This window comes from Pseudomonas sp. C8002, from assembly GCF_013385765.1.
In the GTDB taxonomy this organism is placed as follows: Bacteria; Pseudomonadota; Gammaproteobacteria; order Pseudomonadales; family Pseudomonadaceae; genus Aquipseudomonas.
Map to the genome: position 1 here is coordinate 133,574 of NZ_JACAPJ010000010.1, position 22,621 is coordinate 156,194.

The 22,621-nt window shown below is 60.1% G+C and carries 26 protein-coding genes and 1 tRNA gene; 7 read left to right on the forward strand and 20 right to left on the reverse strand.

Annotated features, from left to right (window positions below; translation table 11 throughout):
- Positions 1-5: 5 nt before the first annotated feature.
- A complete protein-coding gene (locus HX814_RS16605; RefSeq protein WP_177008917.1) occupies positions 6-1,316 on the reverse strand; it encodes an MFS transporter in 1,311 nt (436 codons plus the stop codon).
- A gap of 159 nt (positions 1,317-1,475) precedes the next feature.
- On the opposite strand from HX814_RS16605, the gene HX814_RS16610 reads away from it, so the two are divergent.
- The 3 genes from HX814_RS16610 to HX814_RS16620 all read left to right on the forward strand — a co-directional run bounded on the left by HX814_RS16610 (position 1,476) and on the right by HX814_RS16620 (position 4,406).
- Positions 1,476-2,417, forward strand: a complete 942-nt coding sequence (locus HX814_RS16610; RefSeq protein ID WP_003211934.1) for a LysR family transcriptional regulator — start codon at positions 1,476-1,478, stop codon at positions 2,415-2,417.
- 112 nt (positions 2,418-2,529) lie between these two features.
- The gene (locus tag HX814_RS16615) at positions 2,530-3,351 is read left to right on the forward strand and encodes an SDR family NAD(P)-dependent oxidoreductase (RefSeq protein WP_102368300.1); all 822 of its coding nucleotides are present in this window, start codon (positions 2,530-2,532) and stop codon (positions 3,349-3,351) included.
- Positions 3,352-3,377: 26 nt separating this feature from the next.
- Positions 3,378-4,406, forward strand: coding sequence for an AraC family transcriptional regulator (locus HX814_RS16620; protein WP_177008916.1), 1,029 nt, complete (start codon positions 3,378-3,380; stop codon positions 4,404-4,406).
- 2 nt (positions 4,407-4,408) lie between these two features.
- Here HX814_RS16620 and HX814_RS16625 read toward each other — a convergent pair whose 3' ends face one another.
- The 11 genes from HX814_RS16625 to dapA all read right to left on the reverse strand — a co-directional run bounded on the left by HX814_RS16625 (position 4,409) and on the right by dapA (position 11,588).
- Complete coding sequence (locus HX814_RS16625) at positions 4,409-5,176, reverse strand: anti-sigma factor (protein WP_177008915.1); 768 nt, start codon at positions 5,174-5,176, stop codon at positions 4,409-4,411.
- Positions 5,173-5,670, reverse strand: a complete 498-nt coding sequence (locus tag HX814_RS16630) for an RNA polymerase sigma factor (RefSeq protein WP_003211943.1) — start codon at positions 5,668-5,670, stop codon at positions 5,173-5,175. The genes HX814_RS16625 and HX814_RS16630 overlap by 4 nt, the downstream gene beginning before the upstream one ends.
- 59 nt (positions 5,671-5,729) lie before the next feature.
- Complete coding sequence (locus HX814_RS16635) at positions 5,730-6,281, reverse strand: tetratricopeptide repeat protein (RefSeq protein WP_256343973.1); 552 nt, start codon at positions 6,279-6,281, stop codon at positions 5,730-5,732.
- Between the two features lie 43 nt (positions 6,282-6,324).
- On the reverse strand, positions 6,325-6,882 hold the full coding sequence (locus HX814_RS16640; protein ID WP_087692600.1) for a cytochrome b: 558 nt from the start codon (positions 6,880-6,882) through the stop codon (positions 6,325-6,327).
- Between the two features lie 75 nt (positions 6,883-6,957).
- Entirely contained in the window at positions 6,958-7,392 is a 435-nt protein-coding gene (locus tag HX814_RS16645) for a DUF86 domain-containing protein (protein ID WP_008437859.1), read from the reverse strand.
- Positions 7,382-7,777 (reverse strand): nucleotidyltransferase domain-containing protein, encoded by a 396-nt coding sequence (locus HX814_RS16650; RefSeq protein ID WP_087692601.1) that lies wholly within the window; start codon positions 7,775-7,777, stop codon positions 7,382-7,384. The genes HX814_RS16645 and HX814_RS16650 overlap by 11 nt, the downstream gene beginning before the upstream one ends.
- A gap of 121 nt (positions 7,778-7,898) precedes the next feature.
- Positions 7,899-7,988 (reverse strand) — tRNA-Ser (locus HX814_RS16655).
- A gap of 83 nt (positions 7,989-8,071) precedes the next feature.
- The gene (purC, locus tag HX814_RS16660; protein WP_003211975.1) at positions 8,072-8,785 is read right to left on the reverse strand and encodes a phosphoribosylaminoimidazolesuccinocarboxamide synthase; all 714 of its coding nucleotides are present in this window, start codon (positions 8,783-8,785) and stop codon (positions 8,072-8,074) included.
- Positions 8,786-8,813: 28 nt separating this feature from the next.
- Positions 8,814-9,572 carry an MBL fold metallo-hydrolase gene (locus HX814_RS16665; RefSeq protein WP_003211977.1) on the reverse strand — a complete coding sequence of 253 codons (759 nt, stop codon included), beginning with the start codon at positions 9,570-9,572 and terminating at the stop codon, positions 8,814-8,816.
- A gap of 4 nt (positions 9,573-9,576) precedes the next feature.
- Positions 9,577-10,692 carry an outer membrane protein assembly factor BamC gene (gene bamC / locus HX814_RS16670; protein ID WP_177008914.1) on the reverse strand — a complete coding sequence of 372 codons (1,116 nt, stop codon included), beginning with the start codon at positions 10,690-10,692 and terminating at the stop codon, positions 9,577-9,579.
- Between the two features lie 17 nt (positions 10,693-10,709).
- Entirely contained in the window at positions 10,710-11,588 is an 879-nt protein-coding gene (gene dapA / locus HX814_RS16675; RefSeq protein ID WP_003211981.1) for a 4-hydroxy-tetrahydrodipicolinate synthase, read from the reverse strand.
- A gap of 261 nt (positions 11,589-11,849) precedes the next feature.
- Here dapA and HX814_RS16680 point away from each other — a divergent pair, with 261 nt between their 5' ends.
- Positions 11,850-12,410, forward strand: coding sequence for a glycine cleavage system protein R (locus tag HX814_RS16680; RefSeq protein ID WP_003172487.1), 561 nt, complete (start codon positions 11,850-11,852; stop codon positions 12,408-12,410).
- A gap of 10 nt (positions 12,411-12,420) precedes the next feature.
- Positions 12,421-12,894: a peroxiredoxin gene (locus tag HX814_RS16685; protein WP_003211984.1), complete on the forward strand. Its 474-nt coding sequence runs from the start codon at positions 12,421-12,423 to the stop codon at positions 12,892-12,894.
- 133 nt (positions 12,895-13,027) lie between these two features.
- On the opposite strand, the gene HX814_RS16690 is transcribed toward HX814_RS16685, so the two are convergent.
- Entirely contained in the window at positions 13,028-14,098 is a 1,071-nt protein-coding gene (locus HX814_RS16690; protein ID WP_003211986.1) for an AI-2E family transporter, read from the reverse strand.
- 40 nt (positions 14,099-14,138) lie between these two features.
- On the reverse strand, positions 14,139-14,378 hold the full coding sequence (locus HX814_RS16695) for a sulfurtransferase TusA family protein (protein WP_003211989.1): 240 nt from the start codon (positions 14,376-14,378) through the stop codon (positions 14,139-14,141).
- Positions 14,379-14,473: 95 nt separating this feature from the next.
- Here HX814_RS16695 and HX814_RS16700 point away from each other — a divergent pair, with 95 nt between their 5' ends.
- Positions 14,474-15,907, forward strand: coding sequence for a M48 family metalloprotease (locus HX814_RS16700; protein WP_087692605.1), 1,434 nt, complete (start codon positions 14,474-14,476; stop codon positions 15,905-15,907).
- A gap of 67 nt (positions 15,908-15,974) precedes the next feature.
- Here the strand turns inward: HX814_RS16700 and HX814_RS16705 are convergent, their stop codons facing one another.
- The 4 genes from HX814_RS16705 to rpoE all read right to left on the reverse strand — a co-directional run bounded on the left by HX814_RS16705 (position 15,975) and on the right by rpoE (position 19,831).
- Positions 15,975-17,414 (reverse strand): DegQ family serine endoprotease, encoded by a 1,440-nt coding sequence (locus HX814_RS16705; RefSeq protein ID WP_003211993.1) that lies wholly within the window; start codon positions 17,412-17,414, stop codon positions 15,975-15,977.
- 243 nt (positions 17,415-17,657) lie between these two features.
- On the reverse strand, positions 17,658-18,614 hold the full coding sequence (locus HX814_RS16710) for a MucB/RseB C-terminal domain-containing protein (RefSeq protein ID WP_003211995.1): 957 nt from the start codon (positions 18,612-18,614) through the stop codon (positions 17,658-17,660).
- A gap of 16 nt (positions 18,615-18,630) precedes the next feature.
- A complete protein-coding gene (locus HX814_RS16715) occupies positions 18,631-19,218 on the reverse strand; it encodes a sigma-E factor negative regulatory protein (RefSeq protein WP_003172479.1) in 588 nt (195 codons plus the stop codon).
- Between the two features lie 31 nt (positions 19,219-19,249).
- Positions 19,250-19,831 carry an RNA polymerase sigma factor RpoE gene (gene rpoE / locus HX814_RS16720; RefSeq protein ID WP_003172477.1) on the reverse strand — a complete coding sequence of 194 codons (582 nt, stop codon included), beginning with the start codon at positions 19,829-19,831 and terminating at the stop codon, positions 19,250-19,252.
- Between the two features lie 467 nt (positions 19,832-20,298).
- Here rpoE and nadB point away from each other — a divergent pair, with 467 nt between their 5' ends.
- A complete protein-coding gene (gene nadB, locus HX814_RS16725; protein ID WP_003211997.1) occupies positions 20,299-21,915 on the forward strand; it encodes an L-aspartate oxidase in 1,617 nt (538 codons plus the stop codon).
- Here nadB and HX814_RS16730 read toward each other — a convergent pair.
- Both HX814_RS16730 and HX814_RS16735 read right to left on the reverse strand, forming a co-directional pair.
- Positions 21,884-22,336, reverse strand: coding sequence for a protein YgfX (locus HX814_RS16730; protein ID WP_177008913.1), 453 nt, complete (start codon positions 22,334-22,336; stop codon positions 21,884-21,886). The genes nadB and HX814_RS16730 overlap by 32 nt on opposite strands.
- Positions 22,320-22,574 carry a succinate dehydrogenase assembly factor 2 gene (locus HX814_RS16735; RefSeq protein WP_003212000.1) on the reverse strand — a complete coding sequence of 85 codons (255 nt, stop codon included), beginning with the start codon at positions 22,572-22,574 and terminating at the stop codon, positions 22,320-22,322. Before HX814_RS16735 ends, HX814_RS16730 begins: the two co-directional genes overlap by 17 nt.
- Positions 22,575-22,621 lie beyond the last annotated feature (47 nt).

Sequence of the window (22,621 nt, forward strand, 5' to 3'; positions counted from 1 at the left end):
ACGCTTCAAGCCATTTCAAGACGGTGGGCGGTGGCGTGACGCCGGGACAACGCAAGTACGCACACCAGCGAAACCGCCGCGATCGCGCTGTAGAACACAGCCATCGGCCACCACTGGCCCTGGTATTCATGGGCCAGCCAGGTGCCGATCAACGGCGTGAGGCCACCGGCCAGTGCGCCGCACACTTGGTAGGCCAGGGAGATGGCGGTGTAGCGCACGCGGGTTTCGAACAAGCCGCTGACGAAGCCTGCAATCACCGCATAAAACGAGGCCATGCACACCACGGCCAGGGCGATGCCGAGGATGATCAATGGCGCCTGGCCGCTGCTGACAAGCACGAACATCGGATAAGGCGAGGCCATCGCAAGCACGCTCATCGCACACAGAAAGCGTGTGGCACCGACCTTCTCCGCCACCCAGGCCGCCAGCGGCTGGACACAGAATTGGATGATGGCCACGACAAACAGGCATTCCAGAATCAACGAGCGCGGCAGGTTAAGTTGCTGGGTGGTGTAGGCAATCATGAAGGTATTGGTGAAATACACCCCGGCAATCCCCAGGGTGTTGGCGCCGATGCACAGCAGCAGCGGGCGCCAGGCCGTTTTCAGCACTTCGATCACCGGGGCCTGATCCTGGGTGATGGCCCGGGCCTTTTCTGCCTTGGCTTTGTCTTCCAGGAACTCAGGCGATTCGTTGACGCCCAGGCGGATTGCCAGACCGACGATCAACAACAAGGCACTGGCCAGGAACGGCACGCGCCAGCCCCAACTGAGCAGGTCGGCCTCCGGCAAACGGGTTACCGCACTGAAGGCCAGCAACGACAGGATCAAACCCGCCGGGCTGCCCAACTGTGCAAAGGAGGCAAAGAAATTGCGACGGCCTTTGGGTGCATGTTCGCCGGCCATCAGCACCGCCCCGCCCCACTCGCCGCCAACGGCGATGCCCTGCACGATGCGCAGCAGCACCAGCAACACCGGCGCCGCGACGCCGATCTGCGCATAGGTCGGCAACAGGCCGATACATACGGTGACCACGCCCATCATCACCAGCGTGATCACCAGGGATTTCTTGCGACCGATACGGTCACCGATATGCCCAAACACAATGCCGCCCAATGGCCGGGCGAAAAAGCCCACGGCAAAGGTGCCGAACGCGGCCATGGTGCTGAACAGTTTGTCGTCGGAAGGGAAGAACAATTGACCGAACACCAGCGCGGCGGCGGTGGCGTAGATGTAAAAGTCGTACCACTCGATCATGGTGCCGATGAAAGCGGCGGCCGCGGCACGGCGCGGCTGCGGCGAAGCGGAAGGCTTCATGGGGCTGGCTCCTTTGGTTATTTTTTTGGCAGGAGAAAGGACTGGCGCACGCGCTCTGATGGCGCTGGTTGAGGGTGATTTTTCGTCTCAGCCCTATGATTAGTCAATTTTCTATTTATTATTCCGATTATAAATCCTGCTTATTATCGAGCTGTCGACATGCCTGAAAACCGCCGCGATGTTCATCCGCTGCTCAATGACCGCCTGGACTGGAACCTGTTGCGCACCTTCAGGGTGATCGGCCAGGAGCTGAGCATCAGTCGCGCCGCCGCCCGCCTGCACCTCACCCAGCCGGCCATCAGCCAGGCGCTCAAGCGCCTGGAAGAACAGCTCGACTGCCAGTTGATCGCCCGGCGCGGCCCGCGCTTTGTGCTGACCGAAGCCGGCGAGCAGATTTTCGCGATCGCCGGCGAGATGTATGGCCAGGTCTCGCAGATGAGCAACGCCCTGCAAAAGCCTGGCGACGAGGTGCTTGGCAAAGTGCGGTTGCTGATGATCAGCCGGATCAGTTCGGACACCTTTGATGACTTCCTGGCGGACTTCCATCGCCAGCATCCCCGGGTCGACCTGGACGTTGAGGTGATGCGCAGCTCTGACATCGTCGCCGCCCTGCTGGAGAAAACCGCGACGCTGGGCCTGAGCCTCAATCGCCGGCCGCAACCACGGCTGGAGCAGCACCTGTTCCTGCGTCAGCGTTATGCATTTTTTTGCGGGCGGCATCACCCGTTGTTCGGACGCACCGGGCTGGCGGAGGGAGATTTGCAGTCGGAGAACTTCGTGAGTTTCACCAGCGACCAGATCGGCGGAATGCTCTCGCCGTTGACGATCTTTCGCGACCAGCAGGGCTTCAGCGGGCGCATCGTGGCGTCGTCCTCCAGCCTGGAGGAAGTGCGGCGGTTGGTGATTGCCGGGTTTGGCCTGGGCTGCCTGCCGATTCATGTGGTGGCCGAGGATGTGAAGCATGGGTTGCTCTGGCGCCTGCCGCCAGACGAAGGGATTACCGACGTGGATATCCACCTGCTGTGGAACCGTGAGCAGAAGATGAGCCGGGCGGAGACGGTGTTTATCGAAAGCCTGTCGGCACGGTTGGCCGCAGAATAAATGGCGTGATATGCAAGTCACTTGGCGGCCTCTTGCTAGTGTATGAGAGAAGCCGGTCGACCATCATTCGTTCACAGGTTACTCCCGCAGTCTCAAACGAAGAGGTGTTCGAATGTCCAGGATATGGTTTATCACCGGCAGTTCCCGCGGCCTCGGCCGCTCGATTACCGTAGCCGCCCTGCGCGCCGGTGATCGTGTGGTTGCCACCGCGCGCAATCCCAAGCAGTTGGATGACCTGGTGGCCGACTACGGCGAGGCGATTTATCCGGTCACGCTGGACGTGACCAACAACCAGCAGGTGCTGGAAGCGGTGGATGCCGCGGTGAAACATTTTGGTCGCCTGGATGTGGTGGTCAATAACGCCGGCTACGGTGACCTGGCGTCGGTGGAAGATGTGACGCTGGAGGATTTTTCCGCGCAGATCAGCACCAACTTCTATGGTGTGGTGCACGTGAGCAAGGCCGTGGTGCCGGTGCTGCGCGCCCAGGGCCGTGGGCATATCTTCCAGGTATCGTCGTTGGGTGGCCGCATCGGCATGGCCGGCCTGGCCGCGTATCAGAGTGCGAAATGGGCAGTCGGTGGATTTTCCACAGTACTGGCACAGGAAGTCACACCACTGGGCATCCAGGTGACCGTGCTGGAGCCGGGCGGCATGCGCACGGACTGGTCGGGCAGTTCCATGACGATTCCGGCCATCAGTGAGCCCTACCAACAAACGGTCGGCGCCCTGGTTGAATTGCTCAACTCCCCCGGCATCCTGCCGACGGGTCCGGACCGGGTTGCCGAAATCGTGCTGGAGCTGGCACTGAACAAAGACGCCCCGCTACGCTTGCTGATCGGCAGCGATGCCGTGCAATACGCCGCCCGGGCAGCAGCAGACTTGGCCGAGTCGGATAAGAAGTGGCATGACCTCAGCGTGTCAGCCTCGGATTAATCTCACGCTTTTGAAAAAGGTGCCGCATGCCTGACGTGACCCAACCCCGTTTCAACATACCGGATGTGTTCTGGCTGGCGCTGCAGAGCGTCGGGCTGGAGCCGTCGGTGGTGTTGCGTCAGGCACGCTTGCCCATGACCCTGCATATCCGCGAGCGGCGAGACCGGCGGCAGGTGACGACGCTGGAATTCTTTCGCTTGTGGGAGGCGGTGCGCACACTTAATCCTGATCCGGCTGTCGGGATATTACTGGTGACGCGGCTGGATATCACTGCGCTTCCACCCTCCAGCTTTGCCGCTTTTATCGCCCGGGATTATCGCGATGGCCTGCACCGCCTCGCCCGCTTCAAGCAATTGTGCACACCCGAGCGCCTGCTGGTTTGCGAGGATGGCCGTGCCTGTACGGTGACCATCGACTGGTTGCACACGCCAGAATTACCGCCTGCGCTGCTGGTGGATGCGGCGTTTGCGACGTTTGTTGAATTGGGGCGACGGGGAGCACGGACGCAGATCACTCCCCTGCAGGTCGAACTGGTTCGCCCGGACGATGGCAGCCGTGCACTGGCCGAGTTTTTCGGTTGCTCCGTGCGTTTTGGTGCCGGGCGCAACGCGCTGATACTGGACGCCGCCGATCTGGACCGACCTTTTCCGGGGTACAACCCGCAAATGCTCGAAATGCTGAACCCGGGCCTGGTGGCAGCGCTTGCGGAGGCCTCGACACCGGCCAGCATCAGCCATCAGGTCAAGATCACCCTCAAGCGCTTCCTGGCCAGTGGCCGCCCCGAGATGGTCGAGGTAGCGCGGGAGCTGGGCATGAGCGAACGCACGTTGCAACGGCGCATTACCGAGGCAGGCACCAGTTTCAGGCAACTGATGCTGGAAACCCGCCAGGAAGTGGTGCGGCATCTGCTCACCGAGCCGTCGATTGAGATAGACGAGATCGCGTGCCTGGTGGGCTATGAAGATACCAACTCGTTTTATCGTGCGTTTCGTTCCTGGGAGGGGACGACGCCGGCTCGGTGGCGGGCGTTGCAGACGCCCTCATCGTCTCATTGAAGCTATGCCGACAAAGCCTTCTCGGCACTGCGCGCCATGATCTGCAAATCCTCGAACGGGTTTCTGCCAATCAACATGAACGCATGGGACGGGCTGGACCAAAACACCACGTTCATGCCCCGGCGCTGTTCGGTGGCCATGGCCACCGCACCTTTTTTCGCCGCCGTAATGCACAGCGCCAGCGGGCCGTGGCGCGCGTCGAGGTAGGTCAGTTGGCCGATCAGTACGCCGTCATAATCGAGGATTTGTGCGCGGCGAAATTCGGCGCCAGGCAGGTGTACTGCATCCGGGTTCAACGGCAGGCCGAGCTGGGTCCCGACCGAACTCAGCTGGGCGATATGGGCGTCGGGATCGGCGCTGAGGTTTTCCAGGGTCTGGGGCGTATACAGCGCCATGTATTCGGCAACCGAGGCACGCCAGCCCGAACCGGGCTCAGGCCGGGGCCAGGTCATGAACAAGCGATCAGCGACCACACCTGCCACCGCAAAGCTTGCTGCTACCGCGAGAAATTTGCGTCGACTCAGGGTGGGTGTTTGTGCCGGCGGCAACGCATCGAGCATCACCTGCAAACGCTCTGTAGGGGCTCGATCGAGAACCGAATCGAAGGCTGATTTGAACGGCAAGTGGCCGCGCTTGAGCAGCTCCAAGCGGGCCGTCACGGCAGGATCGATCCCCAGCAGGTTATCGATAACCTGACGCTGCTGAGGGTCTAACTCACCGTCCAGGTAAGCCACCAGCAGTTCATCCGACGGTGGTGTATTTTGAGTCATCGTCGTTCTCCGCTCGATTTATCCAACAAGCCGCTTGAGTGCGCAGTTTCAGCCAGCTTCATGCGCGCAGCGGCCAACCGGCTCATCACCGTTCCTACGGGAATATGCAGGACTTCGGCAATTTCCTTGTATGAGAGGCCTTCGACGTAGGCCAGAAAAACAGTCTCCCGCTGCGCTTCGGGCAATGCATTGACGCGCTTGATCACCTGTGCGGCCAGGACCTGGTCCTGAGCCAGGGCTTCACCGTCGAACGACAACGCCTGCTCGGCGTCGACAAACCCCTGCCCTTGCCGTACTCGCTGGGCGCGCAATTCGTTAAGCCAGATCGAATGCATGATCGTCAGCAACCAGCGGTCCAGCCGCGTGCCAGCCACGAACTGGCCTGCACGCTCCAACGCCCGCACGCAGGTGGCTTGCACCAGGTCATCAGCCACATGCTTTTGTCGCGACAGCACCAGCCCGTATCGCCATAAACGTGGCAACAGCTGGCTCAACTCTCGGCGCAACTCAGCGTCTGTGGTGATGGCAATCTCCCGACTGCTCGCTCACAGGTTCAAGCCTGAGGCGCGGCGGCGATGGCTTCAGCCAGGTCTTCGTACTCTTCGCAGGTGGTGCTGCACAACGCCTTGATCTTCACCAGTTGCTCCTGGGCCAGGTCCAAACGGCCCTTGATGACGTAGGCCTCCCCCAGGTACTCACGGACTTGTGCGTAGTTGGGGTCCAGTGCCACGGACTTCAGGTAGTAGCTGATGCCTTCATCGGTGCGCCCCAGTTTGCGGGTGGCGTAGCCGCGGTAGTTCAGGGCCTTGGCGGTGTTCGGGTTGTGCAGGGTGTCGAGCAGTGACAGGGCTTCTTCGTAACGCCCGTCCTTGGCCAGGCGGTAGGCGTAGTCGGTGCGGTCGGCGTCCGACGTGGCCTTGCTGGTTTGCAGCACGCACTTGCCAGTCTTGGTATCCCAGACCTGGCCTTTGGGGCAGTTGGGCTTGGGCGGCGCCGATTCGTCACCGGAGGCATGGGCCTGGCCGGCCAATAGCGCGGCGGCCATACAGGCGCCAAAGAACAAAGCGGTGCGGTAACCAACGGCGTGCTCGGGACGATTCTTCATGGCATTCATGCTCCGTAACGATAGGGAAAGTACAGCAGCAAACTCAGTAGGGAAGATCGCCACGAGGGGCCGGCAGCATGCGGCGCAACGTGCTGTCGCGCTGGATGTAGTGATGCCACAGCGCGGCGCAGGCATGCAGCCCGGCGAGTACGATGATCGCCCAGGCGACATTGTTGTGCAGGCCACCCAGGGTGCCTCGCAATTCGTGATCGATCACAAAAGGCGCTGGCACCGGGAACAGTCCGAAAAAGTTGAAGGGCTCGCCCTGGGCCCAGCGGAACAGGAAGCCCAGGGTCACCTGCGTCAGTAACAACAGGTATAGACAGCCGTGGGCGATTTTGGCGGCCACGTTAAGCGCAGGGTGATTGTCGGCCTTTGGGTGATTGCCGCCGAACACACGCCAGAGGATACGTGCAGCGATCAGCACCGCCATGGCGATGCCCAGGGAGATATGGACCGATTGCAGGCCCTTGCGCAGTGGCGTGCCTTTTTCCAGGTTTTCCCAGACGTGGGCGCTGGCGAACATGAAGATCACCAGGGCGGCGGTCAGCCAGTGGAAGGTGCGGGTCAGGCGGTCGTAGCGGTCGGCGGGATTGTTCATGGGCGTTTCCTGAGTGGTCTGTGTGGTGAACACCGCAGCAGGAAAACTTATTCAGAGGGATGGAAAATTTACAGATTAGACTTGTTTATTTTCCAACCCCGCATCCTTGGTCAAAATATGCGAACTAAATGCTAGAAACTCATCCAGGTGTTTTGTAATGATCGCTACAGTAATCGGCAATTGAAGCGTCTGGTACTCGTGAACAGCAATGTTACGAAACCCGACCATGTTCTTCAGGTTGGTCAGCAACGCAGGATTGACCCAACCGCCCTGACATAACAATTCAAACACGTCACGGGCTCCTTGTGGAACGCCCAGGCGCTCACGACGAATCAAGTGTTGGCCCATGTCCAGCGCTGCCTCACAGGCACGCTGAATATTAAAAATCGCCGCATCCTGGCGCGTGAAATCTGTGGCGAAGCTGGTGGGATCTTTATCGTATTCCTGACGGGCGCGAGCAACGCACCGCTCAATGCTGGCTGCTTTATTGATGAGAACATCATCGACCATAAACTTTCCCTTCCTTCTGGATATCCGCCAACAACTCAGCCCTTGCCGTGTCCAGCGCGGTTTTTTCGCTCAGGACGTAGCTCTCGAATAGACCCGCCTGGACGTTCCCGGACCAGAGCCGACGCCCAGTGGTCAATACTTGGTATTGCATTACCGTTGAGGCTGCGCGCAAATCAAGCAAGTCGACGGGAACTCCAACGATATCGGCCAACTCCCCAGAAAGCTGCCATAGCAATAAAGGCTCGACCACTCCCGCAGAAAGGACCGCAACATCCAGATCACTCTCACTACCTGCCTCACCCGTCACTTGGCTACCGAACACATACACAGCCAATAGCTCGGGAACTTCAGCCTGCAAATGCGCCAGTACTTTTTTAAAATTCATGACCGATGTCCGAAGCGCCAATTAACGAAGACCGTAGCAGAATTCATTATGCAGTTTCTGACTGAAAGCAAAAAACCCCCGACAACATTGAAGTTATCGGGGGTTTTTCATTTTTCAATAATGGCGGAGAGATAGGGATTCGAACCCTAGGTACCGGTGAAGGTACAACGGATTTCGAATCCGTCCCATTCGGCCACTCTGGCATCTCTCCAACGGCGCGCATCATAACAGCCTGTTTCCTGGAAGCAAAGCGCAAAAGCGATTTTTTTCCGTGCTATCAGATGCTTGCGTCGATTACAGCGGTACGCCGAGACGGTTGGCGACTTCTTCGTAGGCTTCGATAACGTCACCGAGGCCCTGGCGGAAGCGGTCTTTGTCCATCTTCTTGCGAGTGTCTTTGTCCCACAGGCGGCAGCCGTCCGGGCTGAATTCGTCGCCCAGGACGATGGAGCCGTCGTGGAACACGCCGAATTCCAGTTTGAAGTCCACCAGCAGCAGGCCGGCGTCGTCGAACAGTTTGCTCAGGACGTCGTTGACCTTCAGCGACAGCTCCTTCATGCGAGCCAGTTGCTCAGCGGTGCCCCAACCAAATGCAACCACGTGGGATTCGTTGATGAACGGGTCACCCTTGGCGTCGTCTTTCAGGAACAGCTCGAAGGTGTAGGGGTTGAGCTTGAGGCCCTCCTCCACGCCCAAACGCTTCACCAGGCTGCCGGCCGCATAGTTACGCACGACGCACTCGACCGGGATCATGTCGAGTTTTTTCACCAGGCATTCGTTGTCGCCCAGCAGTTTGTCGAATTGGGTCGGAATGCCGGCCGCTTCGAGTTTCTGCATGATGAAGGCGTTGAACTTGTTGTTCACCATGCCTTTGCGGTCGAGCTGTTCGATGCGCTTGCCGTCGAACGCCGAGGTGTCGTTGCGAAACAGCAGGATCAAGCGGTTGGCGTCGTCGGTCTTGTAAACCGATTTGGCTTTGCCGCGGTAGAGTTCTTCACGTTTTTCCATGATGGGCTCCGCTTGCTAAGTAGGTGGGCTAGGCGATGTGTCGCCAGTCGAGCCCTGAATCTTGATCGGCCAGTTGCAGCCAGTCCGGGTCGCACCCAAGGGTGTCGACAAAACATTGCCGGGCCAGCTGCGGCAGGTTGTTCTTGCTGCTCAGGTGGGCCAGGACCAGGTGTTGCAGGTCTTGCCAGCCCAACTCATACACCAGGTACGCCGCCTGGTGGTTGTTCAAATGTCCAAACTGCCCGCCGACCCGCTGCTTGAGAAAGGCCGGGTAGTGGCCACGCGCAAGCAGGTCACGGCAGTGGTTGGACTCGATCATCAATGCGTCGAGGTCCCGGTAACCGTCCAGCACCTTGGCGCAGTACGAACCCAGGTCAGTGAGCAGGCCAAAACGCCGTTCACCGTCACTGAATACGTATTGCGTCGGTTCCTGGGCATCGTGGGCCACTTCAATCACATCGATGCTCAAGGCACCGATCTGCAATTGTTCGCCACCGGCCAGCAAACCTGCGGGCTCAATCGGTTTGCGCATCCCGCGCAAGGTACCGCGACTCAGGTACACCGGAAGATTGTAGCGCCGAGACAGCAAACCCACGCCATGCACGTGGTCGGCATGTTCGTGGGTCACCAGAATCGCGCTCAGCTGCGCGGGGTGAACCCCCAGGCGCAGCAGGCGCCGCTCGGTTTCCCGCAGGGAGAAACCACAATCCACCAGGACGTACGTGTCGTCATGGGCTACAAGCGTGCCGTTCCCTTGGCTACCGCTGCCGAGAACGGCAAAACGCATCGGATCAGCCCAGGTTGTCCTGAATCACGCCCAACACTTTGCGCGCCACTTCTGCCGGCGCCACGGTGTTGATGTTTTTCTCGACGGTGACTTGCACGCTTTCGCCTACCTTGCTCAAACGAACCTGGTAACGCTCGGCGCGGGTCTCGATCTCTTCCTTGGTCGGCTTGCTGCCGAACAGCTTGCCGAAGAAACCTGGCTCGTCGTCTTTCTTCTCGGCTTTTTCGGCCAGGTTGATGTAGTACAAGCCCAGGCTGCGGTTGATGTCTTCAACGCGCCATTCGCCGTGCTCCAGCGCGCGGCCGACACTCGACCAGGCGCGGTCCAGGTCTTCACCCAGGTTGAGCACCACGTTGCCGCTGCCGTCTTCGCTGAGGCTGACGCGGCTAGGTGTGTCAAAGCTACCGGCGGCGAGCAGGGAGACGGAACCGCCCTTCTCGGAAATACGGCTCATGCTGGCGAGCATTTCGTCGACCAGGGCAGCGTCCACGCCGGTGTTGACCGAACGTGGGGTGAAGTCGACGTTGGCGGTGCTGCCGGCAGGACGCTCGGCGCTGACCACGTAGACTTCACTGGTGTTGCGTTGCACGCCTGGCTCGATACGCACGCGGATGCGGGCTTCGCTGTCATTGGCTACACCACCGGCCTGCAGGCGCTTGGCCATGGATGCCGACAGTTCGCTGGTGTGCTGCCACGCGGTGGTGAACTCACCGGTCTGCGGGCGTTGTTCGTCAAGGCGGAAACCGTTGTCCTGGAAGAACTGCACGGCCACCGGCCAGACTTCGGCAGGTGGGCGCTGGGCCATGACCCAACGGGTGTCGCCGCTCTTCTGCAGGCTGTAGTCGCTGGCGTCGGCCACGGCCGACAACGGCTGTGGACGCGGCACTTCGTATTCACCCTTGACGGTGTCGTCGGCCACGTTGCGCGGAATCGGCAGCAACGGGTCAAGGCGCTTGGCGACATTGACGTCCGACGGCAATTTCATCGGGGCGGTTTGTTGGGCTTCCAGGTAATCGCTACCGCGGTCGCGGAAGTAGCCTTCCGGGCCCCAGATCCAACCGCAGCCACTGGTGCTGGAGATAATCAAGGCAAGTGCGGAAAGTCCGGCCAATCGCTTCATGCGTAGTGCTTCCTCAATTAAACCAGGACGCCGGACTGGCGCAGGGCCTGTCGCAGCGGTTCGTGACAGGCTTCGCTGAGCCAGGTGAGCGGCAGACGGATACCGTCCGGCATCAGGCCCATCTCATGCAGCGCCCATTTCACGGGGATAGGGTTGGATTCGATAAACAGGGTTTTGTTGAGCGGTGCCAGTTGTTCGTGGATCGCCCGGGCCTTGACCGCATCACCGGCGATGGCCGCGGCACACAGCTCGCTCATGGCGCGCGGTGCAACGTTGGCAGTCACCGAGATGTTGCCTTTGCCGCCCAGCAGGATCAGCTCGACCGCCGTGGCGTCATCACCGGAGTACACCAGGAAGTCGCTGCTGACGCCGGCCAGGATGTCCTTGGCGCGCTGCAAGTCACCGGTGGCTTCCTTGATACCGATGATGTTCGGTACGGTGGACAGGCGGATCACGGTCTCGGCCTTCATGTCGCAGGCGGTGCGACCGGGTACGTTGTAGAGGATCTGCGGGATATCGACCGCTTCGGCAACGGCGCGGAAGTGCAGGTACAGGCCTTCCTGGGTCGGCTTGTTGTAGTACGGCGTCACCAGCAGGCAGGCATCGGCGCCGGCTTTCTTGGCGTTGCTGGTCAATTCGATCGCTTCGCGGGTCGAATTGGCGCCCGTGCCGGCGATGACAGCAATGCGCCCTGCAACGCGCTTGACCACGAACTCGATCACTTCGATGTGTTCTTCCACATCCAGTGTGGCCGATTCACCTGTGGTGCCGACCGCCACGATGGCGTTGGTGCCCTCTTGCAGGTGGAAGTCCACCAGTTTGCCCAGGCTGTCCCAGTCGAGATTACCTTGTGCATCCATGGGTGTGACCAGTGCCACCATACTGCCCGCAATCATGCAACCGCTCCTGCCGGAAAAAGAGAGCGGTAATGGTACTGGCGCCAAGATGCTTGTACAAGCGAAGTACCGCCTGAGGATGCGTTCTGGATCAACTTAGTTCGCAGCAGCGCCATCATTCTGCCAAAGCGGGGTTTGATGAAGCTGATTACGTAATGAAAACGCCACCTCCTAGCCCTTGGCGATGGTTTTCGCTACCCTTCATCCTTTGATTGATACCGCTTGCATCGTATCGACCGCTCATCGCTTTAGGAAGGCTGCATGTCCACCCCCACAGTCCGCGAACAATTCCTTGTCATCAGTGCCCTTGGCGCCAACCCCATGGAGCTGACTAACGTCCTGTGCCGCGCCAGCCATGAAAACCGCTGCGCCGTCGTGACCTCCCGCCTGACCCGCCATGGCGAGTGCAGTGCGCTGGTCCTGCAGATTTCCGGGACCTGGGATGCCCTGGCCCGCCTTGAAACCGGTTTACCGGGTTTGGCGAAGAAGCATGACTTCACGGTCAACGTGGTGCGCAGCGCCGCCCTGGAGAACCGTCCGCAGGCCCTGCCCTACGTGGCCTATGTCAGTTCGGCCTACCGCTCGGACATCGTCAACGAGCTGTGCCAGTTCTTTATCGACCACAACGTCGAGCTGGAAAACCTGACCTGCGACACCTATCAGGCTCCGCAGACCGGCGGCACCATGCTCAACGCCACCTTTACCGTGACCTTGCCGGCCGGCGTGCAGATCAGTTGGCTGCGCGACCAGTTCCTGGATTTCGCCGATGCCCTGAACCTCGACGCACTGATCGAGCCTTGGCGCCCACAGAACCCTATGTAAGGAAGTCTTCATGTCTGTAGTGATCGACCAACCGGTAGCCGACTTCGAAGCCCAGGCCACCAGCGGGCAAACCTTCAGCCTCGCCGGGCTCAAGGGCAAGCAAGTGGTGATCTACTTCTACCCGAAAGACAGCACCCCGGGCTGCACCACTGAAGGCCAGGGCTTCCGTGACCAGCATGCTGCGTTCAAGGCGGCCAACACCGAGGTGTTTGGCGTGTCCCGGGACAGCGTGAAGTCCCACGAGAACTTCAAGGCCAAGCAGGAATTCCCCTTTGAGCTGATCAGCGACAAGGACGAAGCGGTTTGCCAGCTGTTTGATGTGATCAAGCTGAAGAAGCTGTATGGCAAGGAATACCTGGGTGTTGATCGCAGCACCTTCCTGATCGACAAGAATGGCGTACTGCGCCAGGAATGGCGCGGTGTGAAAGTGCCGGGCCATGTGGATGCAGTGCTCGAAGCGGCACAGGCGCTGAACCAGGCTTGATTCACCTGCTGGCTTTGAAATAGCTATCGCAGCCAAGCCAGCTCCCACCTGTGATCATTGTTCGACAGGACAACTCAGTCAATGTGGGAGCCGGGCTTGCCCGCGATGAGGCCCTGCACCGGCACCACAAATATCAGAGTAACGGCGCCACCACCGGCTCCTGCCGAGGCCAGGCATCCAGCACCGCCTTGAACAGCGTCGCCAGGGGAATCGCAAAGAACACCCCCCAGAAGCCCCACAACCCGCCAAACAACAACACCGCACAGATGATCGCCACCGGATGCAGGTTCACCGCCTCGGAGAACAGCAGCGGCACCAGCACGTTGCCGTCCAGCACCTGGATGATGCCGTACACCGCCATCAGGTAGATGAACTGATCACTCCAGCCCCACTGGAACAGCGCGATCAACATCACCGGCACCGTCACCACCACCGCGCCAACGTATGGCACCACCACTGAAACACCCACCAGCAGCGCCAACAGGGCAGCGTAGTTAAGCCCCAGCGCGACAAAACCGATGTAAGTGACGCCACCGCAGATAAAAATCTCGATAACCTTGCCGCGGATGTAGTTGGCAATCTGCCGGTTCATTTCCTCGGCGACCCGGGTAATCAGCGCGCGCTCACGGGGCAGATAGCCACGCACCCAGCGACCGATCATCTCGCGGTCCTTGAGGAAGAAAAACACCAGGATCGGCACCAGTACCAGGTAGATCATGATGTTGACCAGCAGCGGCAAGCTCGAAAGGGAAAAGGTCAGCGCCCATTGTCCGAACTTTCCGATTTCGCCGCGAGCCACCTCAATGGCCTGCAGGACCTGCTCGTCCGACACCAGGTGCGGATAGCGCTCAGGCAACAGCAGCAGCAATGACTGCCACTTGGCGAGCATGCCCGGTAGCTCGTTGAACAAGGTGATCAACTGGTGCCACAGCAAAGGCACCACGATCACGATAAATACCAGCAACAGCCCCATGAACAAGGCAAACACCAGACCCACCGCTGCCCCACCCGGCAAGCGCAGACGCTCCAGGATGGAGACCAGGCCTTGCATCAGGTACGCCAGCACCATCCCCGCCAGTACCGGCGCCAGCATGCCGCCCAAAGTGAGCACGGCCGTAAAGGCAAGGAACAGCAGGACGGCCAGCACCACGGCTTCTTCGTCGGAGAAGTAGCGCTGAATCCAGTCACGTAACACTTTGAACATCAATAAACCTCAGGCGATAAGGACAGCATATTCAAGCGATTCAGGCCTTGCGCAACCAGTAACGATAGACGCCCGCTTCGTCTTCTTCATGCAGCAGGGTGTGGCCGGCCAGCTTGGCAAACGTACGAAAGTCCCGCTGGGAGCCAGCGTCCGTGGCGATCACCTTGAGCACCGCGCCGCTGGCCAGCCGATTGAGCTCCAGCTTGGCCTTGAGCAAGGGCAGCGGGCAGTTAAGGCCACTGGCATCCAGTTCGGCATCGAAGGCTACAGCGTCAGTCATGGTCTAACTCCGGGTGGGCGTCGGGGGCGCTTAGAATATCTGGTCCGAAGCTCAGTGTCCGGCTACAGTAAGCTCTTTGTCGAAAGGCTTTGTGCATGACTTTTTTGCGCCCTACCCTGCTGACGCTGGCTTGCCTGCTTGCCTCTCCAGGCTTCGCCGACGACCTGCCGTCACTTGGCGACGCCAGTTCTGCCATTGTCTCGCCAAAACAGGAATACGATCTGGGTCGGGCATGGCTGGCCTACCTGCGTGGCCAGGTCTCGCAACTCAACGACCCGCAGCTCAAGGATTACGTCGAATCCAGCGTTTATAAGCTGGTGGAAACCAGCCAGGTCAATGACCGGCGCCTGGAATTCATTCTGATCAACAGCCCGCAGTTGAACGCCTTTGCCGCACCGGGCGGCATCGTCGGGGTCAACGGCGGCCTGTTCCTCAACGCCCAGACCGAAGGCGAATATGCCTCGGTACTGGCCCACGAACTGGCTCACTTGTCCCAACGTCACTTCGCACGAGGCGTGGAAGCACAGCAGCGCATGCAGATCCCGATGATGGCTGCGCTGCTCGGCGGCATCATCGCTGCCGCCGCTGGCGCAGGCGATGCGGGCATTGCCGCGATCGCCGGCAGCCAGGCCGCCGCGATCCAGGAGCAACGGCGCTTTTCCCGGCAAAACGAGCAAGAGGCTGACCGCATCGGCATTCTCAACCTGGAGAAAGCCGGCTACGACCCACGGTCCATGCCAACCATGTTCGAGCGCTTGATGCGCCAGTACCGTTTCGATGCCAAGCCGCCTGAATTCCTGCTGACTCACCCGGTCACCGAATCGCGGATCGCCGACACCCGCAACCGTGCGGAGCAAGCCAAGCTGGGTGGCATTGAGGACAGCCTGCGCTATCAACTGATCCGTGCTCGAGTGCAACTGTATTACGAAGACACCCCGGGGCTGGCCGCCAAACGTTTCCAGGCCCAGCTGGATGAAAATCCGAAGAACGATATCGCGCGTTATGGCCTCGCCATCGCTCAGATCAAGGGTGCCCAGTTCAACCTGGCCCGGGAAAACCTCAAGCCGCTGCTGGCCAAGGCGCCCAACGACATCACCTACAACCTGGCGCAGATCGAGCTGGATATGACCAACAATCGCCTGCCGGATGCCCAGCAGCGTACGGACCGAATGTTGACGCAATATCCAGGCAACTATCCGCTGAACCAGGTTCGTGTGGATCTGCTGCTCAAGCAGAACCGCAACGCTGACGCGGAAAAAGCCCTGGAAGGATTGTTGAAGTCTCGCCCGGACGATCCGGACGTCTGGTACCAGGTTGCGGAAACCCGTGGCTTGTCGGGCAATATCATCGGCCTGCACCAGGCCCGGGCCGAGTACTTCGCGCTGGTGGGAGATTTCAAGCAGGCCATCCAGCAATTGGATTTCGCCAAGCGTCGCGCCGGCAGCAACTTCCCGCTTTCGTCACGTATCGACGCACGCCAGCGTGAACTGATCGACCAGGAACGCATGATCAAAGACATGATGGGCTAAACCTTTCAGCCACAAAAAAGCCCCGCTCTCGAACATCGAGAGCGGGGCTTTTTATTGGACTAGCGGATTACTCGGCCAGTTTGAAGGTAATGAAGCTGGCACGCCCCTGACGCAGGACGCGCATCGACACCGAACGGTTCTTCGGCAGCGCCTTGGCGATGTCGGTGAACTCTTTGGTGGAGTTGATAGCCTGGTTGTTCAGGTGGGTGATGACATCACCTGGTTGCAGGCCGATCAGGGAGGCAGGACCGTCCTGGACTTCCTTGATCACTACACCGCTCTTGAGGTCGAAGCTCTTTTTCTGTTCGTCGGTCAACTCGACTACAGCAATGCCCAGGCGATTGCTGCTGCGCTCGGCACCTGGCTTGCTGTTGCCCAGCGCATCCAGCGCCGCGCCTTCTTCCGGGATCGCACCGACGGTCAGTTCGACGTTCTGGCGCTTGCCGTCACGAATCACTTCCAGCTTGGCCTTGCTACCGGCCTTGAGCGCGCCCACCAGGTGTGGCAAGTCCGCAGACATGACGATCGGCTGGCCGTTCATGCTCAGGATCACGTCACCGACTTGCAGGCCACCTTTGGCAGCAGGGCCATCGTCCTGGATCTGCGCGACCAGGGCACCGGCCGGCTTGTCGAGACCGAAGGATTCAGCCAGGTCCTTGTTCACTTCCTGGATCACCACGCCCAGCCAGCCGCGGCTGACTTTGCCACCGGTTTTCAGCTGGTTCGAAACGTCCATGGCCACATCGATCGGAATCGCGAACGAAACGCCCATGAAACCACCGGAGCGGGTGTAGATCTGCGAGTTGATGCCAACGACTTCACCCGCCAGGTTGAACAACGGACCGCCGGAGTTGCCAGGGTTGATCGGCACGTCGGTCTGGATGAACGGCACGTAGTTTTCGTTCGGCAGGCTGCGACCGATGGCGCTAACGATACCCTGGGTCACAGTATGGTCAAAACCAAACGGCGAACCGATGGCGACGACCCATTGGCCGGCTTTCAGGTCCTGGGATTTGCCCAGTTTCAGCACCGGCAGGTCCTTGCCTTCGATTTTCAGCAGGGCCACGTCGGAACGTGGGTCGGTGCCCACCAGCTTGGCTTTCAGCTCACTGCGGTCCGCCAGGCGCACCAGGATCTCGTCGGCGTCGGCAATCACGTGGTTGTTGGTGAGGATGTAGCCGTCAGGCGAGATGATGAAGCCCGAGCCCAGGGACTGGGCCTCACGCTGGCCGCCACCACCGCCACGCGGCGTGCGCGGCTGGGGCATGCCGCGTTCGAAGAACTCCCGCAGCATCGGCGGCAGGCCTTCCAGGTCGGGCATCTGCTGGTTGGAGACCTTACGATCCGGCAGCTTCTGCGTAGTACTGATGTTCACCACGGCAGGCGACGCCTGCTCCACCAGTTGGGTGAAGTCAGGCAGCTCGGCCGCTTGCGCGGTAACCGCCTGACCCAGCACCAGCACCGTGGCGACTATGGATAGGTAAGACTTCAAACGTGGTATCGACATACAGCTCCCGTTACGACGAGCAGGGTTGAGCGACAGGGTTCAATAAACGCCGAAAACTGCGACCGACATTTTTGTTCCGCGAACAAAACAAGGCCAGGGCCGTTAAGCCCTGACCTATAAAAAACATAGGGGATATTAGCAAGTGAAAAAAATGATCCAGACATTTCATGCTCTCGGCAGAGGCAGGCATCAACTATCTCCTGCGCAACATTGAAATATCAGGATGAACATAGGATTAACAACTCAAGGCTTGGCGGGCACGGTGCCACTGCGTAGTGACAGCGCAATTCGCTCGGCGGTGCCAATCGGGATCTCGCCGACGACGGTCACCATCACCTCGCCTTCCAGGGTATTCAACCGCCGTGAAACGGCGACTGTCGGGCCCAACTGGGTGCGGGTCTCGTTTACGGTCGCACCGTTAAGCGGCTCCAGGAATACCGAAAAACGCGCCAGACCATCGTCATACATCAGACTGCTGACGGTTACCTTGGTGTGGGAGTCTTTATGGGCACTGCTGTTGACCAGCTGAAAGCCTGGTGGCAACCAGTCGAGGCGCCAATCCTGAGGGATCTCGACCTCCGGGGCCTTGGCGTTGGTCACCGCCACCGGCGTGCATTCGCCACTGGGCTGCAAATCACGATCGTCAGGCACCGATGTATTGAGCTGGGTGAACTGGAAACGCTCCAGCAACTGGCCCTGGTCGTTAAGCAACAATGACTTCAATGGCAGCGCAGTTTCACGATCCAGATGCAGCTCAAAACCATAACGGTATTGATCGCGGGGGGTCACGGAGACGATCACCGCATTCCGACCGGCCACGCGCGATTTGCCGATGACGGCAAGATCGTAGAACGCTTTGAGTTTTTGCGGATCAAGGGTACGCGCAGAGGTATTGGGGGAGCCCCCAAGCCCGGCAACCAGCGTGCCGCTCACGCATTGGGTACGGCCATCGACGCGCAGGACTTCCTGGGCAGAACCATCGAGCTGCAAAAGCCGCTCACGGACCTGACCATTCTGGACACGATGCCAGATGTCATGGGTAGAAAAACTACCGTTACGCTCGTAGATGAAGGTGCCCTGAAAGCTTTGCTGCTGCTCCGCCCGCCCAAGACGCGTCAGCCAGTCTTGGGCTTCATCGGCATGGGCGGGGACTGCAAACCAGCCACTGAGCAAAAGCGCAAGGAGCGGTATGGCGCGCATAAAGCTCCTTGGCGGACTAGCGGTTTTCCAGGCTTGCAGCGCGGGCGTAAGGCAGAGCGCTTTCAGTGCCTTTCAAGGCCGATTCCTGTGCGTGTTGGCGCAGGTAGCCTGGAAGACGCTGATCCTGCCAGCCGGATTGCCCTTGAAGTACACCGTTGGCCATAGGCCCGGTGGTATCGGAGCTTTCCTTGTAGCCGGCCAGTACGGCTGGACCCTTGACCTGCGGGCCGGCCATGACCGGTTGCTGGGTCTGTTGGGCCAGTTCGGCACCGGCGATTTCGTCCTGGTTGTACAGGCGGACACCTGCCAATACAGCGACGGTCACCGAAGCAGCGACTGCCAGACGGCCCAGGCTACGCCAAGGACCGCGAGCAGCTTTTGCCGGAACGGCTTCATCAGCCAGTGCAGCAGAAACGGCCGCAGCAATATCCAGACGAGGGATTAGAAGATCCTTGTGCATCACCGCCCGAGCGACTTGGTAACGAGACCAGGTATCACGGGTTTCGGCATCATCAAATGCATTAAGCACTCGACGAAGTTCCAGTTCATCCGCTTCGTTATCCATCACTGCGGACAGCGATTCCTGCAGGGCATCACGACTCATGGCGGTTCCTCTCTTGGCTGTCGCCGCTGTCTCAGTTTTCCTGCAACAACGGCTGCAGGGCTTTATCGATGGCTTCCCGAGCCCGGAAGATCCGGGAGCGTACGGTACCCACCGGACATTGCATGACGCTCGCAATGTCTTCGTAACTCAGACCATCGAATTCACGTAAAGTTAACGCCGTACGCAAATCTTCTGGCAGTTGTTGAATAGTGCGATGGACGGTTCCTTCGATCTCGTCGCGCAGCAATGCACGCTCCGGCGACTCGAGATCCTTGAGGCCGTGATCACCATCATAAAATTCAGCATCTTCCGAACTAACATCACTATCCGGCGGGCGGCGACCGCGAGAAACCAGATAGTTCTTCGCCGTGTTAATGGCGATGCGATACAGCCACGTGTAAAACGCACTGTCACCGCGGAAATTACCGAGTGCACGGTACGCCTTGATAAAGGCTTCCTGTGCAACGTCCTGCGCTTCATGGGTGTCGTGCACAAACCGCACGATCAACCCGAGAATTTTGTGCTGGTATTTCAGCACTAGCAGATCAAATGCCCGCTTGTCGCCGCGTTGAACGCGCTCGACCAGCTGCTGATCCTCTTCCTGGGTTAGCATGAACACTCCTCGTTGTACTTGAAGGAGGCTTGCATAACTAATCGATCAGGCTTGCAAACATAGACTCGGACTTTTCGCAAAAGTTCTCCCCCTCCAAGCAAGTTTCCGGCGCGCACTGATTTGGCACACACGAAAAACGCAGCGCGGGCAATGCCGGCTGCGCGAATAATCTGTCGCCAGTTTCCTGACGCGCCTGACACAGACGCGGCTCAGCAAATCCAGCGTGTTCCCAGCTTTCGGGCATCCTGCTATTGAGTCGGGGCCTATGCAAAAAGTTCCCATCCCAATCGCTGTCCGTTTCATGAAAGCCGTGCAGTTCGTTGCCCGTAGTCTCACAATGCCACGAATGCCCGGCTATTGTGCCGCTCCCCCCCTCTATATACTAGTGGGCCGTGTCACCCTTTGATTCGCCGATCCAGGCGTCCTGTTTGCGCCCCCTACGGATCGCTTTTTGCGGAATCCTTCAAATGAGCCAACAGTTTCAACACGATGTCCTGGTGATTGGCAGCGGCGCCGCGGGCTTGAGCCTTGCACTGACCCTGCCGGGCCACCTGCGCATAGCCGTACTGAGCAAGGGCGACCTCGCCAATGGCTCGACGTTCTGGGCCCAGGGCGGTGTCGCCGCGGTGCTCGATGACACCGACACCGTGCAATCCCACGTCGAAGACACCCTGAATGCCGGCGGCGGCCTGTGCAATGAAGAAGCGGTGCGCTTCACCGTCGAGCATAGCCGCGAAGCCATCCAGTGGCTGATCGACCAGGGCGTGCCCTTCACCCGCGACGAACATTCCGGTACCGACGACGGCGGCTTCGAGTTCCACCTGACCCGCGAAGGCGGCCACAGCCATCGGCGGATCATCCATGCCGCCGACGCCACCGGCGCCGCGATCTTCAAGACCCTGCTCGCCCAGGCCCGGCAACGCCCCAACATCGAACTGCTGGAACAGCGGGTCGCCGTCGACCTGATCACCGAAAAGCGCCTTGGCCTGCCGGGCGAACGCTGCCTCGGCGCCTACGTGCTCAACCGGGCCAGCGGCGAAGTCGACACCTACGGCGCGCGCTTCACCATTCTCGCCTCGGGCGGCGCAGCGAAGGTCTACCTCTATACCAGCAACCCCGACGGCGCCTGCGGTGACGGCATTGCCATGGCCTGGCGTTCGGGCTGCCGGGTGGCGAACCTGGAATTCAACCAGTTCCACCCCACTTGCCTGTATCACCCGCAGGCCAAGAGCTTCCTGATCACCGAAGCCCTGCGCGGCGAAGGCGCACACCTGAAGCTGCCCAACGGCGAACGTTTCATGCAGCGCTTCGACCCACGAGCAGAACTGGCCCCGCGGGACATCGTCGCCCGGGCCATCGACCATGAAATGAAGCGCCTGGGCATCGACTGCGTCTACCTGGACATCAGCCACAAGCCCGAAGCCTTCATCAAGACCCATTTCCCGACGGTCTACGAGCGCTGCCTGGCGTTCAATATCGACATCACCAAGGGCCCGATCCCGGTCGTCCCGGCGGCGCACTACACCTGCGGCGGCGTGATGGTCGACCAGAACGGCCGCACCGACGTGCCCGGCCTGTACGCCATTGGCGAAACCAGCTTCACCGGCCTGCACGGCGCCAACCGCATGGCCAGCAATTCGTTGCTGGAGTGTTTCGTGTACGCCCGCTCCGCCGCCGCCGACATCCTTGAACAGCTGCCGCGCATCCCGGTGCCGGCCGCCCTGCCCCGCTGGGACGCCAGCCAGGTGACCGATTCGGACGAAGACGTGATCATCGCCCACAACTGGGACGAGCTGCGGCGCTTCATGTGGGACTACGTGGGCATCGTGCGCACCAACAAGCGCCTGGCGCGGGCGCAGCACCGGGTTCGACTGTTGCTGGATGAGATCGACGAGTTCTACAGCAACTATAAAGTCAGCCGCGACCTGATCGAGCTGCGCAACCTGGCCCAGGTGGCGGAACTGATGATCCGCTCGGCCATGGAGCGCAAGGAAAGCCGGGGATTGCATTACACCCTCGACTACCCGCAAATGCTGCCCGAAGCGCGCGACACTATTCTGGTGCCAACCACCTACGGCGGCTGAATTTCAAGCGCACCCGCAGGCGCCGATGCACATCGGTAGCCTGCGAATCCCGTGGCACACAGATCGAACGCACCCGCCAGTCACCCTGCACCCGAAAGCGCAGCACCACGATCAACGGCAACGCCAGGCTGTCGGGGCGCAGTTGCACGCTGTGCCAGCCACGCGCGGCGCTCCACAACTGCCAGCCATCCTCGTCGCGGCGCAGGCCACGGATCGACGAACGGTGAGTCAGCAGGATATGACGCGGCAATACCCAACCGGCATGGGCCAGGCACAACAAGGCGCCAAAGGCTCCGAACCACCGGGACACATCGAGAAACCACAGCGCACCCAGTGCGAACGCCTGGGCGAAAAGATAAGCCGCCAGCAACTGCCCGGAGGCGTGCCAGCGGCATTCGAACGTATTACTTGGGCTGGACACGATCCAGAATCATCCGAACCATGCGCTGCAGCTCCGGGTCTTCCGATTCGGCGCGTTCCATGAACCAGCCGAACATGTCCTGATCCTCGCATTCCAGCAGCTTGCGGTAGCAGTCGCGGTCGACGTCGTTGAGGTGCGGATAGACCTCCCTGACGAACGGTACCAGCAACACGTCCAGTTCAAGCATGCCGCGGCGGCTGTGCCAGTAGAGGCGATTGAGTTCTACATCTTCGACCATGGAGCGCTCCTCAAATAGAGCGCAAGTATACAGGCCGAAGCTGCCTG

What these genes read in the sequence shown, in the direction of transcription:
- HX814_RS16635 (WP_256343973.1), bottom strand. Translation starts at nt 6,281, where the DNA reads ATGAAGAATCGTCCCGAGCACGCCGTTGGTTACCGCACCGCTTTGTTC.
- HX814_RS16680 (WP_003172487.1), top strand. Translation starts at nt 11,850, where the DNA reads ATGTCCACCCCCACAGTCCGCGAACAATTCCTTGTCATCAGTGCCCTT.
- HX814_RS16645 (WP_008437859.1), bottom strand. Translation starts at nt 7,392, where the DNA reads ATGGTCGATGATGTTCTCATCAATAAAGCAGCCAGCATTGAGCGGTGC.
- HX814_RS16735 (WP_003212000.1), bottom strand. Translation starts at nt 22,574, where the DNA reads ATGGTCGAAGATGTAGAACTCAATCGCCTCTACTGGCACAGCCGCCGC.
- HX814_RS16715 (WP_003172479.1), bottom strand. Translation starts at nt 19,218, where the DNA reads ATGAGTCGTGATGCCCTGCAGGAATCGCTGTCCGCAGTGATGGATAAC.
- HX814_RS16640 (WP_087692600.1), bottom strand. Translation starts at nt 6,882, where the DNA reads ATGAACAATCCCGCCGACCGCTACGACCGCCTGACCCGCACCTTCCAC.
- HX814_RS16710 (WP_003211995.1), bottom strand. Translation starts at nt 18,614, where the DNA reads ATGCGCGCCATACCGCTCCTTGCGCTTTTGCTCAGTGGCTGGTTTGCA.
- rpoE (WP_003172477.1), bottom strand. Translation starts at nt 19,831, where the DNA reads ATGCTAACCCAGGAAGAGGATCAGCAGCTGGTCGAGCGCGTTCAACGC.
- HX814_RS16690 (WP_003211986.1), bottom strand. Translation starts at nt 14,098, where the DNA reads ATGTTCAAAGTGTTACGTGACTGGATTCAGCGCTACTTCTCCGACGAA.
- bamC (WP_177008914.1), bottom strand. Translation starts at nt 10,692, where the DNA reads ATGAAGCGATTGGCCGGACTTTCCGCACTTGCCTTGATTATCTCCAGC.
- dapA (WP_003211981.1), bottom strand. Translation starts at nt 11,588, where the DNA reads ATGATTGCGGGCAGTATGGTGGCACTGGTCACACCCATGGATGCACAA.
- HX814_RS16705 (WP_003211993.1), bottom strand. Translation starts at nt 17,414, where the DNA reads ATGTCGATACCACGTTTGAAGTCTTACCTATCCATAGTCGCCACGGTG.
- nadB (WP_003211997.1), top strand. Translation starts at nt 20,299, where the DNA reads ATGAGCCAACAGTTTCAACACGATGTCCTGGTGATTGGCAGCGGCGCC.
- HX814_RS16615 (WP_102368300.1), top strand. Translation starts at nt 2,530, where the DNA reads ATGTCCAGGATATGGTTTATCACCGGCAGTTCCCGCGGCCTCGGCCGC.
- HX814_RS16620 (WP_177008916.1), top strand. Translation starts at nt 3,378, where the DNA reads ATGCCTGACGTGACCCAACCCCGTTTCAACATACCGGATGTGTTCTGG.
- HX814_RS16650 (WP_087692601.1), bottom strand. Translation starts at nt 7,777, where the DNA reads ATGAATTTTAAAAAAGTACTGGCGCATTTGCAGGCTGAAGTTCCCGAG.
- purC (WP_003211975.1), bottom strand. Translation starts at nt 8,785, where the DNA reads ATGGAAAAACGTGAAGAACTCTACCGCGGCAAAGCCAAATCGGTTTAC.
- HX814_RS16610 (WP_003211934.1), top strand. Translation starts at nt 1,476, where the DNA reads ATGCCTGAAAACCGCCGCGATGTTCATCCGCTGCTCAATGACCGCCTG.
- HX814_RS16700 (WP_087692605.1), top strand. Translation starts at nt 14,474, where the DNA reads ATGACTTTTTTGCGCCCTACCCTGCTGACGCTGGCTTGCCTGCTTGCC.
- HX814_RS16605 (WP_177008917.1), bottom strand. Translation starts at nt 1,316, where the DNA reads ATGAAGCCTTCCGCTTCGCCGCAGCCGCGCCGTGCCGCGGCCGCCGCT.
- HX814_RS16625 (WP_177008915.1), bottom strand. Translation starts at nt 5,176, where the DNA reads ATGACTCAAAATACACCACCGTCGGATGAACTGCTGGTGGCTTACCTG.
- HX814_RS16685 (WP_003211984.1), top strand. Translation starts at nt 12,421, where the DNA reads ATGTCTGTAGTGATCGACCAACCGGTAGCCGACTTCGAAGCCCAGGCC.
- HX814_RS16665 (WP_003211977.1), bottom strand. Translation starts at nt 9,572, where the DNA reads ATGCGTTTTGCCGTTCTCGGCAGCGGTAGCCAAGGGAACGGCACGCTT.
- HX814_RS16695 (WP_003211989.1), bottom strand. Translation starts at nt 14,378, where the DNA reads ATGACTGACGCTGTAGCCTTCGATGCCGAACTGGATGCCAGTGGCCTT.